The 13,613-nt window shown below is 65.1% G+C and carries 14 protein-coding genes; 2 read left to right on the top strand and 12 right to left on the bottom strand.

Annotated features, from left to right (window positions below; all coding sequences use genetic code 11):
• Positions 1-3 precede the first annotated feature (3 nt).
• The 6 genes from GJV80_RS15315 to GJV80_RS15290 are packed head-to-tail and all read right to left on the bottom strand — an operon-like array spanning position 4 to position 5,065.
• A complete protein-coding gene (locus GJV80_RS15315) occupies positions 4-1,539 on the bottom strand; it encodes a replication initiator (protein ID WP_154688641.1) in 1,536 nt (511 codons plus the stop codon).
• Positions 1,536-1,805: a WhiB family transcriptional regulator gene (locus GJV80_RS15310; protein WP_154688640.1), complete on the bottom strand. Its 270-nt coding sequence runs from the start codon at positions 1,803-1,805 to the stop codon at positions 1,536-1,538. Before GJV80_RS15310 ends, GJV80_RS15315 begins: the two co-directional genes overlap by 4 nt.
• A complete protein-coding gene (locus GJV80_RS15305; RefSeq protein WP_154688639.1) occupies positions 1,802-2,791 on the bottom strand; it encodes a hypothetical protein in 990 nt (329 codons plus the stop codon). The genes GJV80_RS15310 and GJV80_RS15305 overlap by 4 nt, the downstream gene beginning before the upstream one ends.
• Positions 2,788-4,260 (bottom strand): FtsK/SpoIIIE domain-containing protein, encoded by a 1,473-nt coding sequence (locus tag GJV80_RS15300; protein ID WP_154688638.1) that lies wholly within the window; start codon positions 4,258-4,260, stop codon positions 2,788-2,790. Before GJV80_RS15300 ends, GJV80_RS15305 begins: the two co-directional genes overlap by 4 nt.
• Positions 4,257-4,628 (bottom strand): hypothetical protein, encoded by a 372-nt coding sequence (locus GJV80_RS15295; protein WP_154688637.1) that lies wholly within the window; start codon positions 4,626-4,628, stop codon positions 4,257-4,259. Before GJV80_RS15295 ends, GJV80_RS15300 begins: the two co-directional genes overlap by 4 nt.
• Positions 4,628-5,065 (bottom strand): plasmid replication, integration and excision activator, encoded by a 438-nt coding sequence (locus tag GJV80_RS15290; RefSeq protein ID WP_154688636.1) that lies wholly within the window; start codon positions 5,063-5,065, stop codon positions 4,628-4,630. Before GJV80_RS15290 ends, GJV80_RS15295 begins: the two co-directional genes overlap by 1 nt.
• 45 nt (positions 5,066-5,110) lie before the next feature.
• Between GJV80_RS15290 and GJV80_RS15285 the strand changes: the two genes are divergently transcribed.
• Together GJV80_RS15285 and GJV80_RS25135 are read left to right on the top strand one after the other, a co-directional pair.
• Positions 5,111-5,824 carry a helix-turn-helix domain-containing protein gene (locus GJV80_RS15285; RefSeq protein WP_370518760.1) on the top strand — a complete coding sequence of 238 codons (714 nt, stop codon included), beginning with the start codon at positions 5,111-5,113 and terminating at the stop codon, positions 5,822-5,824.
• Positions 5,821-6,243 carry a VOC family protein gene (locus tag GJV80_RS25135; protein ID WP_195908953.1) on the top strand — a complete coding sequence of 141 codons (423 nt, stop codon included), beginning with the start codon at positions 5,821-5,823 and terminating at the stop codon, positions 6,241-6,243. Before GJV80_RS15285 ends, GJV80_RS25135 begins: the two co-directional genes overlap by 4 nt.
• A gap of 122 nt (positions 6,244-6,365) precedes the next feature.
• Here GJV80_RS25135 and qatD read toward each other — a convergent pair whose 3' ends face one another.
• From qatD to GJV80_RS15255, 6 genes are all read right to left on the bottom strand, one after another.
• On the bottom strand, positions 6,366-7,148 hold the full coding sequence (qatD, locus tag GJV80_RS25130) for a Qat anti-phage system TatD family nuclease QatD (protein ID WP_154688634.1): 783 nt from the start codon (positions 7,146-7,148) through the stop codon (positions 6,366-6,368).
• Positions 7,149-7,172: 24 nt separating this feature from the next.
• Positions 7,173-8,468 carry a Qat anti-phage system QueC-like protein QatC gene (qatC, locus tag GJV80_RS15275; RefSeq protein ID WP_154688633.1) on the bottom strand — a complete coding sequence of 432 codons (1,296 nt, stop codon included), beginning with the start codon at positions 8,466-8,468 and terminating at the stop codon, positions 7,173-7,175.
• Positions 8,465-9,220: a Qat anti-phage system associated protein QatB gene (gene qatB, locus GJV80_RS15270; RefSeq protein ID WP_230207732.1), complete on the bottom strand. Its 756-nt coding sequence runs from the start codon at positions 9,218-9,220 to the stop codon at positions 8,465-8,467. The genes qatC and qatB overlap by 4 nt, the downstream gene beginning before the upstream one ends.
• 49 nt (positions 9,221-9,269) lie before the next feature.
• Positions 9,270-11,315, bottom strand: a complete 2,046-nt coding sequence (locus GJV80_RS15265; protein WP_154688631.1) for a P-loop NTPase fold protein — start codon at positions 11,313-11,315, stop codon at positions 9,270-9,272.
• A 1,123-nt stretch (positions 11,316-12,438) separates the two neighbouring features.
• The gene (locus GJV80_RS15260) at positions 12,439-13,371 is read right to left on the bottom strand and encodes a tyrosine-type recombinase/integrase (RefSeq protein WP_154688630.1); all 933 of its coding nucleotides are present in this window, start codon (positions 13,369-13,371) and stop codon (positions 12,439-12,441) included.
• Positions 13,368-13,613: an AlpA family transcriptional regulator gene (locus GJV80_RS15255; protein ID WP_154688629.1), complete on the bottom strand. Its 246-nt coding sequence runs from the start codon at positions 13,611-13,613 to the stop codon at positions 13,368-13,370. Before GJV80_RS15255 ends, GJV80_RS15260 begins: the two co-directional genes overlap by 4 nt.

Genomic DNA, 13,613 nt, shown 5'->3' with positions numbered 1-13,613 from the left:
GTCTCACCCTTTCCGCTCGGTTCCCGTCTGCTGTTGTGCCGCCCGCCAAGCTGCGTACTCCCGTGCCCGAGCCGCCGCCGCGGTGGCGAGTGCTTCGTCGCCAGGGTTCGTCCAGCCGGTCCCCTGGTAGTGCCAGGAGCCGATGACCAACGTGGTCGCGGCGTCGTCGGCCAGGAGCTGGTCCTCGATCTGCCGAACGTCGACCGGCTCCCCGGTGCGGGCGGCCTGGGCGACGAGTTGCCGGTAACGGTGCCGCGCCCGGCGAAGCCGTCCCAGGGTGATCGAGTAGCGCCGGGATTTGGTGGAGAAGTGGCCGCGGAATCCGAGCATGTGCGCCCATTTGCGGAGCAGCCGGTACGGCGAGGCGGGGTCGGTCCGGACTGCCCGCTGTCCAAGATCCCGAGCGGTTGATTCGAGCCGGGCTAGGTGCGCCGGCGGCCGAGCAACGGGGCGGATGCTGTTGGCGTCTTTGGTCGCGTATTTCGCCAGGTATCCGGCGACCTGTTCGGGTGTCAGCGGTCGGTCTGGGTCGTCGGTCCGGTTGCCGTCGCGGACCACCTTGACGTCCAGCTCGGTTCCCCAGGCAAGGATCCGCGTCTGGTCGTGATCATCGACGGGCGGTGCTTCGATGATCATCCCGGACACCGCGTCACGGACGCAGGCAGCGAGGTGTTCGCCGTCGAGCGGTGCCGGGGAGCCGGGACCGTCGGGTCCGTCGAGGCGGATCAGGGCGTGGAAGTGGACCAGGCCACGGACCTGATATTCGGCGACTTTGGCGAACTCGACTCTGGCGACCTGGCGCAGCTGGTGTTCGGCCAGGCCGAGGCGGACGGCGATCGCGCGGCGGATTGCAGTGGTGGTCCGCCGCCACAGCTCGGGTGCCCACCATTGCCAGACCACGGCCGATTCCCATTGGTAGCAGTCGTCGCACAGCGGGGCCCCGTTGCGCGGATCGTGATCATTGTGGATGGACATGCAGCCGACCGGGCGGCCGTGCGCGCAGACCAGGGGTTTGTCGCGTGGTCGGCACCTGCCGCCGATCTTCTGCCCATTGCGGCTCCGAGGGCCGTGCACGGGGCCGAAGGATGGTCCGGTGAGGGTGGTGAAGAGCAGCGGGTTCTCTCCGACGGTGTCGGGGATGGTTTTGCCGCCGGTGAGTCCGGCTTTGATCATGGCGAAGGTGTCGCGGGCGTAGACGCGGGAGCAGGCTGGGCAGACGTCGGCGCGCCGGTTGCCGCAGGGCCGATACAACACCCCTAGCGGCGCGTCGGACGAGGAGAAGCTGGACAGGATTTCCCCGGTGCCCGGGTCTACGGTCTGGGAGTGGCCGACAAGTCGGATCGGGTGCGAGCAGTAGCCGACCGCGGCCGCGGTGTCGGCAAAGTCGGCGAATGTCCGGTCGATCAGCCGGGCCAGGAGTGCCCGCTCCGCGCCTTCGGTGATCCCGGACAGGTCCAGTGGCACGTCCTCGCTGAACCCCGGAAACCCGGACCCGTGAAACTCACGGGCTGGCGTGTCGGTGAACCCGGTGGTGGTCATGCCACTTGACCACCGGCAGCATCTTCGACCCGGGCGTCGGGGCTGAGGTGTCGCCAGGCACCGGCCCAGAAGCCGGCCGACACAGCGGCCTGATCGACGTAGTGGCGGCACTGGTTCAGGACAGGACAGTGATCACATGTCTGGGTCATTTGCTCCAGCGCGCCGGGGTCGAGCGGCTGGCCGCGTCGGGGGCCAATCCAGGGCAGCTCGGGCACGGTGAGACAGGCGGCCTCATCCATCCAGCCGAGCCCGATCAGCGCTGTCATCGCGTCTCCCGATACTTCTGGCGGGTCGTGTTCCGCATCAACCGGCCGCGCAGATCCGCCCGGCCAGCTGCGGCCAGTTCCTCGGCCAACCGGTCACGGCCGAGTCGATCCCGGGCTTCGGCCAGCGTGAGATCGGGCTCGATGACCAGGAGGTCCTCGACCTGGTCGACCCGTCGCCGGGCGTCGTCGTGAAGTTGGCGGCGAACGCCGTTGGCGGCCAGCCGGTCCCGCAGGTCGGGGCGGCCTGCCCGGCGCAACGCGGCCGATATGGTGCTGGCCGCACGGTCGAATCGAGCGGCCACTTGAGCAGTCGACAGGCCGGGGTCGTCGTCCAACATGTGTTCCACGACCGCAGCCCATTGCCGCACCGTTTCAGGCGCGATCAAGACACGGAAACTCTGCGAGCCGGGAGTCGCCTTCGGATAATGGGCGTCGACCGGGCGGGCGTCGGGGGCGTCGATCCCGTTCCCGGACCAGACACAGGGCAGCGGCCAGGCCCGCCGTGCCGCGCGGTTCCGCGCCCAGGTGGAACCCATGGAGGGCGGCGGGGCCGGCTGTCGGGTTAGCTGCTCGTACAGGCTGATCACCCGGTCCCGGGTGCCGACCCGGATCACGGTGGCCCGCTCATCCAAGATCGGCCAGAACGTGTTGGCGGGCAGCGCCGACTTTTGTGCCAACACTTTGACCAGCCAGCCCAACGCCACCAGGGACCGCAACCGGCGCATGGTGCCGATCGGGTCGACCCAGCCACCGTCTTCCGGTCCGACCAGCTCCGGCTCGACGGCGAGCAATTGCCCAGCCGTGGTCCGGCGGACCCGCAGCGACGGTCCGCGACCGTGCACACCCTCCATGAGGGCGGTGATCGTGTTCGGTGCGATCCCACTACGGCGACCGATCTGGGGCTTGGTCAACCCGGCATCCAACAGCCGGCGGACATGCTCTCGAACCGGGGCCGCATCCACCCACTCCACCGGCCGTCCGCTCATATCGCACGCCTCGACGTCTGCCTTGGCGCGCGGGGTCGCCGCCCGGATCGACCCGTACCGCCCAATGCCGGATCTCCGGCCAGGGTTTCGGTGTTCTCGTCGGGTGGCAGGTCCACCACGGCGCGGGCAGGGTAGTGGTGGACGACCTGGCGGATCAGGGGGTCGGGCCAGTAGTCGGCACGGACTCGGTCGACTTGGCCGGTTTCTTCGACTAGCCAGCCGGTGCCCGGTCCGGCCGGGCTGATGCGGTGGGCCGGTGCCCGTTGGGTCATGCCTTCGCCGAGGACCATGACGGTTTCCTCGCGCGACCGGAGCCGCAGCGCGATGGTTTGGGTGAACAGGCCGCGCATGGCCACGATTTCCTTACGGGGATCCTGCACGAAGGCCACCACGACGACGCCGAGGGCGCGACCCTGGGTCAAGATCAACGACAACAGCCGCTCCGCATCTCGCCGAATCTCCGATGGTGCGTACGCGGTCAGGGCGGCCAGCTCGTCAATCACCAACACGTGCAACGGGTCACCGGGCCGCGCTTGATGTTGCCGCACCGATCCGGCCATGGACTCCCCGCGCTGTTGCAAGATTCCCCCTAGAACGGTCAGGAGTCGGAGGGCGTTGTCAGGTGTCTTGGCAAAGGCCGAGAACACGTTTCGGCCCATCGCCAGCTCGACGCCGGCCTTTAGGTCGACACCCCACAACCGCACGGCGTCGGCGTGGACGGCGGGGGAGAGTCCGGCGCAGATGCCCCACAGGATCGAGCCCTTGCCCGAGCCGGAGCAACCAACGCAGAGGGTGTGACGGCCGGTGATCGGCAACCACCAATCCCGACCCGACTGCGCTCTGCCCAGCCGCACCCCATCCACCAGCACCGCCTCCGGCATGGACGCGTTGACCGGGGTGGTCAGGAGATCGGTCATGATCAACTCGGCGGTGATCACCGACCCGGATACCGGCCAAGACCGAAACGCGACGGCATCCAAGGTCGAGGCGATCCGCTCTACCCCGGCCTCTAGTTCGGCCACGGTCTGACCGGGCCGGGCGCGGATGATCAACTCCACCGCATGACTCGACGTCCGAACCTGCTGCAAGCGCGGGCACCGCCAGGTCTCGACCGACTGCCGGTCACCTTGCAGGTTCCGGCGGTTGATCACCTGGCGTTCGGCCAGCCGCGCATTGCGGCACATCGACTGCCACCGCCGGCTCATCAGCCGCCGCCACCGATACCGCCGCCACGGCCCGGCCGCCCACCGTTCGAACGAACCGGGCCACAAGCCGACCCAGACCCCACCAGCCACACCAGGCAGCAAACCTAAACAGGCGATCCCGACCGCGATGATCGCGCGGGTGTCAGAGACCCAGGTCACCAGTCCTGCGGCCAGCCAGACGGCCAGCCAGATCCGGCAGTGCCATAGCCAGCCGGCCAGCCACCGAAACGCGGACTGCCACCGTGCGCCCGGTGCGGTGATCATGATCCGGTCGCCGCCCCGGACGTCGCGACAGGATGATCATGGGAGCGTTCGAACCCGGGCGGGTAGTGGACACGGCCAGCGGTCACCTCCACTAGCACCCAACCCAGCGACGAGCTGGCAAACACCGGACCCGACCAGTTCCGCCACACCCACCAGCTCCGGTCAAACAGCGGATCACCGTCCCGCCGGTCACCCTCGACCAGGCCCAGCACCACCGCCACCTGCTGGCCGCCGACCCACTCCCGAGCGTGCAGCCGCAACCGTGGCGCACCACCGGTCATCTCCACCGACAACGTCAACAACTCAACGCCAGGCACCCGACGCAACACCGCCTCCGTGACGGCCGCCGCCTCGCTACACGACAACATCAGGCAGCCCTCGGACCCGAGCTGGTCGACGGGGCGGCCTTCTTTGCTTCGCCCGGAGCCACCAGGTCATCGGCCCGGAACGACCACGCCACCCGCGGCCGAGACCCCGAATCATCGACATACGCCAAAGCAGTCAGACCGACGAACTCCACCGGCCGCCACGGGGTGCCCGACGTGTTGTCCGGAGGCACTGGTTGATACTGGGCGGCAATCTTCACCGACACCGCGGTGTCCCGCCGTGTGGCCTGATCATCGGCATCCAAGACCGTTACCTGCCACAACGGCAAACCAGTGTCCTTGTCGACTTGTTGTGGACGCGACCCATCCGGCCGAGCGGGAGCATCGAAATCCGAGACCGGCTCCACCGAGCCCTTCATAAACGCACCCATCGGGAACACATCCCCATGGGCAACCTGGAAACGCTTCTGCAGTGCCATGGCGTGCCTCCTAAAGCATCGAATCTGTCTTATTAGGCACGCTAGATGCCATCCACGACATCTAGCAAGACTGAAACGGCGTATGAGATGACGGATGTGACACAATCGTTACCTTTGGAAGATGACAGGTCTGTCCGGGATGATGACTGTGTGGACATATCCGATGTCATCAGGTCTAGACGCCGAGCACTCGGCACCTCACAAGCACAGCTGGCGAAAGCCGCTGGGATCAGCCTGCGACAGATGGCCCGCTATGAGGCCGGCGAGCAGCAGCCGGTGCTCTCGGTGGCCGTCGCCCTGGCGAACGCCCTGCAAATCTCGCTTGCCCAGCTGGCCGGACAGGTCCACTACGAACTCGACTTCTCCGGTGACTGGTGGGCGTCTTGGCAGACGTCGAAGAACAACGAACCACGCGTGGATACCCATCATCTGGAGATCACCCAGCAAGGCGATGTGCTCTACCTCGACGCGCAGCGGGCCCGTCCCGTTGAGGACGGCAGCTATGAGTGGCGTGGTGAACTCCGGCTGTGGGACAACGAAGCTCTGATGGGCTGGTACCGCTCGACCGATGCTGCGGTGCGATCCAAGGGCACCATGTACCTCGCACTTCACCCCCATGGCACCTTCGCCTGGGGCCGCTGGGTCGGCATGAGCTACGACGGCGACGTCATCACCGGCTGGGGAGTCCTGGCCCGATCCGAGGCCGAAGCCGGCGCAGTAGCTCAGAACCTAATCGATCTTGGAAAGCCGCTTCCATGACCGGGCACCGAAGCCGTCTGTGCCAGTTCGTCATCGACGTTGACGACTTGGATCACGGCGTTACCTTCTGGTCCGCCGCACTCGACGCGACTCCGGAGCGCCTCCCACAGGCGAGCAGCGGAACCTACCGCCAGCTTCGACTGCCAGACGCTGACATCCGAATTCTGCTTCAGCTCACTCATGATCCCAAGGTCAAGAAGGAGCGAATGCACCTCGACATCGAGACCGACAACGTCGAAGCCGAGGTTCAGAGGCTCGAGCGACTAGGCGCAAGGCGGTGGGATCATCAGCAGGAACGCGGCTTTGACTTCTGGGTGCTCAGGGACCCATGGGGGAACGAATTCTGCGTACTCCAGGCCATATTCCGCAACTTGCTGGCCAGACGCCGATCCTGGGGACTTACGGACAGGGGTCAGTAAGCCTGGCAAGCGCTGGCATGCTCCGCCGAGCCTCTGCTGGATTGCATTTCTTCGATCCGGCGGTTGTATCGCGACGGCAGATTGGTCTCGACCGCCAGCGCGGCCTCGCGGTCCTCGAGGATCTACCGGGGGTCGGAACGCTGCGGCCTGGGGATTACCCTCGGGGCTTCGCCAGCATGCGCGGCCAACAGTGCCTCCATGTTGGCGGCAATCTGGCCCTCTGCGTGTGATGTATCGACTGCCCAGGAGGCAGCCAATAGCCTGAGGGTGTGTGAGACGTCGCGCGGCACGAGAGCTTGGTCGTTGTGTGTGGCAAACGGACCGTCTGTCTCGGTGAGTATGCGATCTCGAGGAAGGGCGATCACCAGCGCGCGGCCCTTCGCGGTTGTCAGTATCGGCGTGCCGATACTAAACCAGCAACCCTGCTCGATGGCGGTCTCGGCTTGGCGAGCCGTGCCTGTAAACCAGTGCAGTACGGGGACTCCGGAGTCCGGATTCGCCCGTAGTGCGTCGAGTACCGGACGGACTGCGCCTCGGCTATGGATGGAGAGGATCCGTCCACCGGCGTCGGAACACGATCGAAGGATGTGGGTGAACGCTTGAGACTGTGATGTTCGCATCTGAGCGAACCGGGAGCTGCCGTCCAGACCGATTTCTCCGACGAATGGCGTTGTGGCTACGAGCTCATCGAAGAGGGCCAGTTCATGCCTTCGTTGGTGCGCGAGCTCGGGATGGAGACCCAAGGCCGTTCGAACCATGGGCCGCTCGGCTGCGAGAGCTGCGGTACCGCGAAACGCAGAGGGCGTCGTGGTGACGGAGAGCACCGCCACCTTCTCCTGCTGTGCGGAAGCTGCAACGGCATCGGGGTTCGGGTACAGATCCAGATGGCAATGGAAGTCGATCATGTGAGAGGCAGAACGTGTTCAACTTCAGGTGACGTGGTAATGATCGTGCAGCTTACCGAGTTCGGCGAGACCCTCTTGAATCATGATCCCGGCGGCATCTCGTTCGTCCGCTGGCACCGACGATAAGCAGCCTCCCGCCCAATAGGCGAACCCATCTTCTTCGACGCTGAGTCGAGCGATCGCCACAGCTCGTACATCATCGAAGGCAGCGTGATCTTCGTCGTTGCGCCCGAGGTCACCGAAGACGTACCCGGTACCGTCAATGTGACTCCAGCGCAGGAACGCGGCACGCCGGACCTGACACGGAAGGCACCGCCCGCAGTGGCGATAGTTGTATCGCTGAAAGCGCCCACAACTCGTGCTTAGATCAGCAAGCTCCTCCAGCAGCTTCTGGTCCCTGCACTCGACCAGCATCTGCCCCTTGGTGCGCAACCGATAAGGGTTGATCAGGCGTACGTTGAGTCCGACTCCATCAAGTAACTGTTGAACAAGGTTCAGAAACCGGGGGTGAGCGGTACGGGTGCTGAGACTTCCCACCCGCATAGGCGTCAGCGGTGGGTTGATCGAGATGAATCCGTTCTCGTTGACGTACAGGTCTACGGCTCTTCCATCTGGATTCTTGATGGTTGAGGCGACGAGCACCGCGTAAGCGATGAAGATGAGCGAACGAACTCGCTGGCTTGTCTCATCAGTCCCCGCGATGCCCCTCGTGTTAGCACTGTGGTTCAGCCGAATGCAAGATAGACCGGCACCGAGACGGCGCGCGAAACCTTCCTGCTTGGCGGCGTCGCCACGGACGGTCTGGCTGACGAAGATAGGAGTCTTGCCCGACTCAACTAGGTCGATTCCGCCAACGAGACTGTCCAGTCCACCGGAGAGCAGCGCGACGCAGTTTGCCTTCGGTGCGGCTGTGCTCTTCGATGGTTTGAAGGGGACGGTGGCACTCGTTGTGATCTCCACGTTCCAGATGTCGGTGGTGAGGAACTTTAGAGCGCTGGTCAGTAGGGGGATGTGGGGTCGCCAGGTCTCTGGCTCCGCCACGGCAAGATCGAGACTGATGTTTCGGGTCCAGCCGTCTGGACTGTTTCGACGAAGAGTCGCGGCGTCGGCGACGATCGCCGCCAGAGCGATCGTCAGGAAGTCCCAGGCTCGGTCGCTGGGCTCGAGATTGGCGCGCCGAACCTTTTCGAGGATGGATGCGCCAGCGGTGAGGCCGTCCGCCTTGCCGGCCGGGGCGTACAGCTCTACCCGTGTCGCTTCGGTGGTCCCGTGGCGGTTTGCATCCGAGGATGCGTCGGCGGGGCGGACGATGTACTTCATGCCAGATACCCCTCAAAGACGACCAGGCTGTTAGTCAGCGCGTTGGCGACGGTGCTCCGGACGTGCGCTGTAGTCATGGACTGGCCAGCCTCGCGCAGGAGCCGGAACGACTCTGCGATCGTCTGGCGGATGTAGTTGCGGGCTTGCTTGAGCCGGGAGAGTCCGATCGTGGCGGTAGGGGCGTTGTCTACGAGGTGTTTGCCGACGTCGAGAGCGAACCGTCGATACACGTCGTGGGCGACGAAACTCTCGATGACGAACTCGCGCTGAGCGTCAGTGAGTCTGAGAAGATCCACATCGCTGTACAGACCCAAGAGATCCGATAGGGCATTGCGGATCGACTCTCGGGACGCCTCGGCGTCAAGGGTGCCGTCGGAGGAGCAAGCGGCTTCCACGACGGCGTCGGTAATCTCCGCTACAGAGTTCCCTTGGAGAAGGGCACGGTCCAGGCCTCGATCGGCGGCACCTGGATCGAGAACTTGGCTGAGCGACCGGGCGGTTCTGGAGACAGATCCCAGGCGTCGCGACATGGTTCCCGCCCCGCCGTAACCGGTGCGGACGTACTGCGCGATGCCACGGCGCAAGCGCGCAGCGTCCCCGGTCTTCGCGAACGACCCCAAGTTGCGGCGGGCGCTGACGAAACGCCGATCAGGCGCAAGCAGGTCGCGAACAGCGGTCGGCGGTGGCTCGAGGCCAGGCGGGGTCTCGAGGTCTGTCGCAGAAACGACATCGGGTTCTTCGGGGTCAGGCACCGGTTCGGCCCACGGCGGGACGAGAGAGACGTTCGCCCCAGGTCCCGCGCTACTTTGCGACGTTCCCATTGCCCAACCTGCTCGCGATGGCCGCCTTGACCGGCGCTTCAATGTCCGGATTGCCAGCCCAGGCCGTCATCAAATCGCTCGCCCAAGGCTGTCCGGAGATCCGCGGAATGAGATCCGGCTGGATCTGGGCGGCCGGACGTCCACCCAGGAAACCCGCGAGGCTTCCGCTCAGATCTGGACCAACCTGGACCATGACGAGCAGCGCCTCGAAGATATCTGGCACTCCCCACGCATCGATGGGACGAGCCAGATCGAGGAGTCGCTCGAAGATTCGACTCTGCTCGGGGCCGCTCAGTTCCCGGAGCGGCTCCGTGAGCGCTCCGGCCTCGCTCGGATGTTCGATGAGCGCCTTGAGAAGCTCGGTTGCGGTGGAGGACAGACCATCCTCGGCCGTGAGGATAGGCAGGTGTTCGCGGCTGACGTAGAGCGCTCCGCGCATGTCTATGTCGGCCAATCGTGGCGGTAACGCGAGCCATTCGCTGACGAAACCTGTCGCCCACCTCTCGGGGATAGGCGCGACGGCGAGGTTTGTTCCACCATCGCGTTCGGAGCGGGCTCGCTGCGATCCGGATACCTTGTCCTTGGGCCCAGGCACCGTAGCCGTGTCCGCCTGGTCGCGCAGGTCAGCGAAACCGGTCGAGCCGGTGGGAGTGGCTGAAGCGTTGTCTAGGTCTTCAGGCTCCAATCCGTCAAGTAAGTGTGGCTTACCATCGACGCTGTTAGTGATGCTCGTCGCCAACTCCTGGTAGAGCTCAGCTGGCGCGAGGCGCTCGAAGAGCAGTAGCTTCGCCAACGCTGCCTCATCGACTGAGACTCCTTGGGTCTTGGCGACAGCCATGCGCACCGAGAGTGCGTTAAGGAATCGCTTGACCAGTCTCGGATTGCCAGCGATGCCAGACGCGGTCGCCATGATTGGCGTTAGGCGGTCGGCGGTGTCGAGCTGTGCCACCAACTCGTTCGGCAGGTCAATTCCCAACCCTTGGATGAACGCCCGGTCGATGCGCAGTCCCTGCCAGGTCTTAGCCAACCGATCGCAGACGGCGATACGGATGCGCTCGCGCTCGCTCTCGCCCAGCATGCTGTTGTGCACATAGAGCAAGAACATGTAAGCGCGAACCTCTTGGGTGCCCAAGGTGGGGACGCGAATAGGAATCTGAATGAGCTTGTCGAAGTAATTGGTCACCAGAGCGTCGTCGGGTTGGTCGAAGTGCTTCTTGACAGCGTGCTTTATCATCTGGTCGTCGGCAGCGATGACAAAGGCGGTCCCGTCCAAGAAGAGAAACAGACGAATCGCCTCGAGCGTCGAGACTGCCGTTTCGGGCAGGCAGCGGTCGAGGTCATCGATCAAGACGACGAGAGTGACCTCCAGCTCCTGCAGCGCCGCCACAAAGGAGTCGCGCAGAGCCTGGATTCTCTGACGCGGGCTCTCATCTTGCGCTGGCTTGTCCCTGAGGAGTCCCTTGGCCTCCCCGGCAGCCTGGGTGACAGCGCCTTGGGCATCCTCAATTAGGTTGTCGTCGACACCATTCCTCCGACCACGACTGAACAGCGACGCAAACTGCCCTATCAATCCGACGGGTGGCGGCCCGAGGGCCAGCGCGGCGGCGGAGCCTGCGGTCAAGCTGGCGAGCCGGAACCAGTCGATACGGCGTAGAAAGTCCCGAGTCTTCTCGACTCCGGTCTTGCGCTCCTCCGCGACTTCCGCAAGCTTCACGGCGATCGCTTCCATCAGCGCGGCCCGGGCGTCGTCGTAGCCTTGGTATAACCAGGCGTTGAAGGAGACGAAGATGTACTTCGACTGGAAGTCATCGTCGTCCCTGATGCCCTGGTCGCGGGCGCGTTGCCGTTCACGTCGCTCGAGCGCGTCCTTGGTAAGCATCACGAGCGACGACTTGCCAACTCCCCACGCTCCTGAGACCCCGATGGAGAGCGGCTTGCCTTCAGCTTGCTCGATCAGTTCGACAACCGAGTCGGCCACAGTAGAGAAGTTGATGTAGTCGATGTTCGTCTCGGTATCAGTCCACACAACCCTGCCCTCCGCTCCGCGGCCTTCAGCCCGCTACCCGTCTTGGAATCCTTCACCCTCAGCGGCCGGGATCGGCGACACGAGTACCGAAGCGCCCGATGTGTGCCCGACTGGCTCGCCCACGACCCGAGATCCAAAGATCTGAGCCATCGAAAATGACAGTTTGGAGCTTAGAGTCAAAACACAGCTCATATCGTCGAACTAAGGAATTCGCAGTCCGAAGCCGGTGGAAAAGCTCCTTACCATTGGCCGCAAAACGTGCGTACGAGCCGCTGTCTTCTTGGCACTTTTCTGCGACGTCGCACATGGTGGCCAGGCGTGACGATGTCCTCTGCCTCGTTTGGGGCCGCGTCTAGCGCCGCGGATCCCACGTTGACGGGCCGCTGTGCTGACGGATCGCGCCACGGCCGCCAACAAGGCGTTTGTTCCCGGTGATAGTTGCAGCATCGGGCCGACCCTCCGGGCTACTGCCAGACTGACCCATCCCGCCTGAGACACCTGCCTGAGATGCTGCCGGGAGTACTTTCCTTACTGGCTCAAGCGCGCCTTCGGCGCGCGCCCGGGGGCACCCGGGGCCCCGCCTCGCTGCGCTCGGCACCCCGGGACCCCGCCCGGGCAAACTGAAGGGACGCCCCGACCCCGCAAGATCAAGACGTCCCAACTCATCGACCAGACCGACGATGCCCCGAGTCTGCTGATCAACTCACCTCCGAGCCGCCGACCCGATCTCTCATGATCACTCGCCGCCGGCCGGCGTCAAGGGCACTCCGCTGCGCTCCGTGGCCGTTGGCTGCCTTCGGCCCCCTTGACCCCGACCAACGTCGAGCGGGTTGGCTGGCTATCGGGTCGGTGGCTCTCCCTGCCCGCACAGCGCACCCCTGGCGCACCCCTTCTTGATCAAACCGCGCAACCAGTGCACTCACCCGGACCGCTACGGACGCCCAACCGAATGCCCAGGACGCGCTCGTAATGAATAGGTCGTCGGTTCGATTCCGACAGGTGGCTCCAGCGTGCTGGCTAGGCCAAATGCCGATCAGCATCCGATCGATCAGCCGCCTCGGCACCCGCCCGTGTCCCCGTGGTGTCCCCGGCAGCCAGGTGCCGCGCCAGGCCTGAACCGTCTTCACGTCGAGGCCGCCCTGCAGCACCAGATTGGCGAACGTGTGCCGAAGATCGTGCACTCTGCGCCCATCGCCGTCGATTCCCAGCGGACACTCCGCTTCCAGTTCGACTCGTTCAGCTGGTCGCCCTGCGGCGAGGTGAAGACGTAGTCACGCGGCGACCGGCCGTCGAGCAGCGGCTCCACGATCGACCAGGCCTCCGGCACCAACGGCACCAACCGGCGGCGCCGACCCCTAGGCACCTTCTCGGCGTGACCGTCCGAAGGTGACACCGATATCCGGACGGCCGGAACCGGCGCCTGCTGAACGTCCGCGACCCGCAACGACCGCAACTCGCCCCAGCGCAGCCCGGTCAGCCCGAGGAACAGCGTCACTGCGGCGCCGCTGAGGGAGAACGCTCGCTGGGCGGCAACCACGTCATGCAACTCGTCTCGACTCAACGGCGACACCGAACGCGGCGGCTTACCCGCGCCCGGTGGAACCCGGACGCCGGCGCACGGATTGGACACGATGATCTGTTCACGCACCGCGTAGCCGAAGATCCCCGACAACACCGCCGCCAACCGTTGAACCGACGAGCGAGCACGACCCGCACTGATCAGCTCACCCAGGGCCGATTCGACCCGAGCCCGCGTCACCTGGCCGATCGGCAGGTTGCCCAGAGTCGGCGTCAGGTGCGTCACGAAGTGCTTGTCCGTCGTCCAGGTCGACGACGAGACCTGCCCGCGCCGCGACGCGAGCCACTCGGATGCGACGTCGGCGACCAGGCGTTCACCGCGGCGCGGATCGACCCACACACCAAGATCAATCCGCCGTCGCTGTTCGTCCTCCCAGCGCTGGGCATCACGCAGCCGGACGAACGACTTCGGGGCGACCACCTTGCCGCGATGCTTCACCCGGACCCGGTACTTGCCGGACGGCAGCTTGCCGATCATGCCGCCTCACCCCGCTTGTGCGACCTGACCCAGGTTTCAAGATCACGAACCCGGTATCGCGGCACTCGGTGCGCAACCTGAACCCAAACCGGCCCCTTGCCCTCCGATCGCCACCGGGCGAGTGTCGGCTCAGAGAGCGAGAACAACTCTGCGACCTCCTTCGGCTTCAGCAGGCGTTCGAACGCGACCCGATGCAGCCCGTTGTCGCGATCGTCGCGTTCCGATCCATCTGCAGCTTCCAT

This window comes from Microlunatus sp. Gsoil 973 (assembly GCF_009707365.1).
Classification (GTDB): Bacteria; Actinomycetota; Actinomycetes; order Propionibacteriales; family Propionibacteriaceae; genus Microlunatus.
Note: the sequence above shows the minus strand (reverse complement) of the source record. Positions and strands in the feature narration are given on the sequence as shown.

Coding starts and splice junctions, on each gene's coding strand:
- GJV80_RS15315 (WP_154688641.1), bottom strand. CDS start 1,539: ATGACCACCACCGGGTTCACCGACACGCCAGCCCGTGAGTTTCACGGG.
- GJV80_RS15310 (WP_154688640.1), bottom strand. CDS start 1,805: ATGACAGCGCTGATCGGGCTCGGCTGGATGGATGAGGCCGCCTGTCTC.
- GJV80_RS15305 (WP_154688639.1), bottom strand. CDS start 2,791: ATGAGCGGACGGCCGGTGGAGTGGGTGGATGCGGCCCCGGTTCGAGAG.
- GJV80_RS15300 (WP_154688638.1), bottom strand. CDS start 4,260: ATGATCACCGCACCGGGCGCACGGTGGCAGTCCGCGTTTCGGTGGCTG.
- GJV80_RS15295 (WP_154688637.1), bottom strand. CDS start 4,628: ATGTTGTCGTGTAGCGAGGCGGCGGCCGTCACGGAGGCGGTGTTGCGT.
- GJV80_RS15290 (WP_154688636.1), bottom strand. CDS start 5,065: ATGGCACTGCAGAAGCGTTTCCAGGTTGCCCATGGGGATGTGTTCCCG.
- GJV80_RS15285 (WP_370518760.1), top strand. CDS start 5,111: ATGCCATCCACGACATCTAGCAAGACTGAAACGGCGTATGAGATGACG.
- GJV80_RS25135 (WP_195908953.1), top strand. CDS start 5,821: ATGACCGGGCACCGAAGCCGTCTGTGCCAGTTCGTCATCGACGTTGAC.
- qatD (WP_154688634.1), bottom strand. CDS start 7,148: ATGATCGACTTCCATTGCCATCTGGATCTGTACCCGAACCCCGATGCC.
- qatC (WP_154688633.1), bottom strand. CDS start 8,468: ATGAAGTACATCGTCCGCCCCGCCGACGCATCCTCGGATGCAAACCGC.
- GJV80_RS15260 (WP_154688630.1), bottom strand. CDS start 13,371: ATGATCGGCAAGCTGCCGTCCGGCAAGTACCGGGTCCGGGTGAAGCAT.
- GJV80_RS15255 (WP_154688629.1), bottom strand. CDS start 13,613: ATGGAAGCTGCAGATGGATCGGAACGCGACGATCGCGACAACGGGCTG.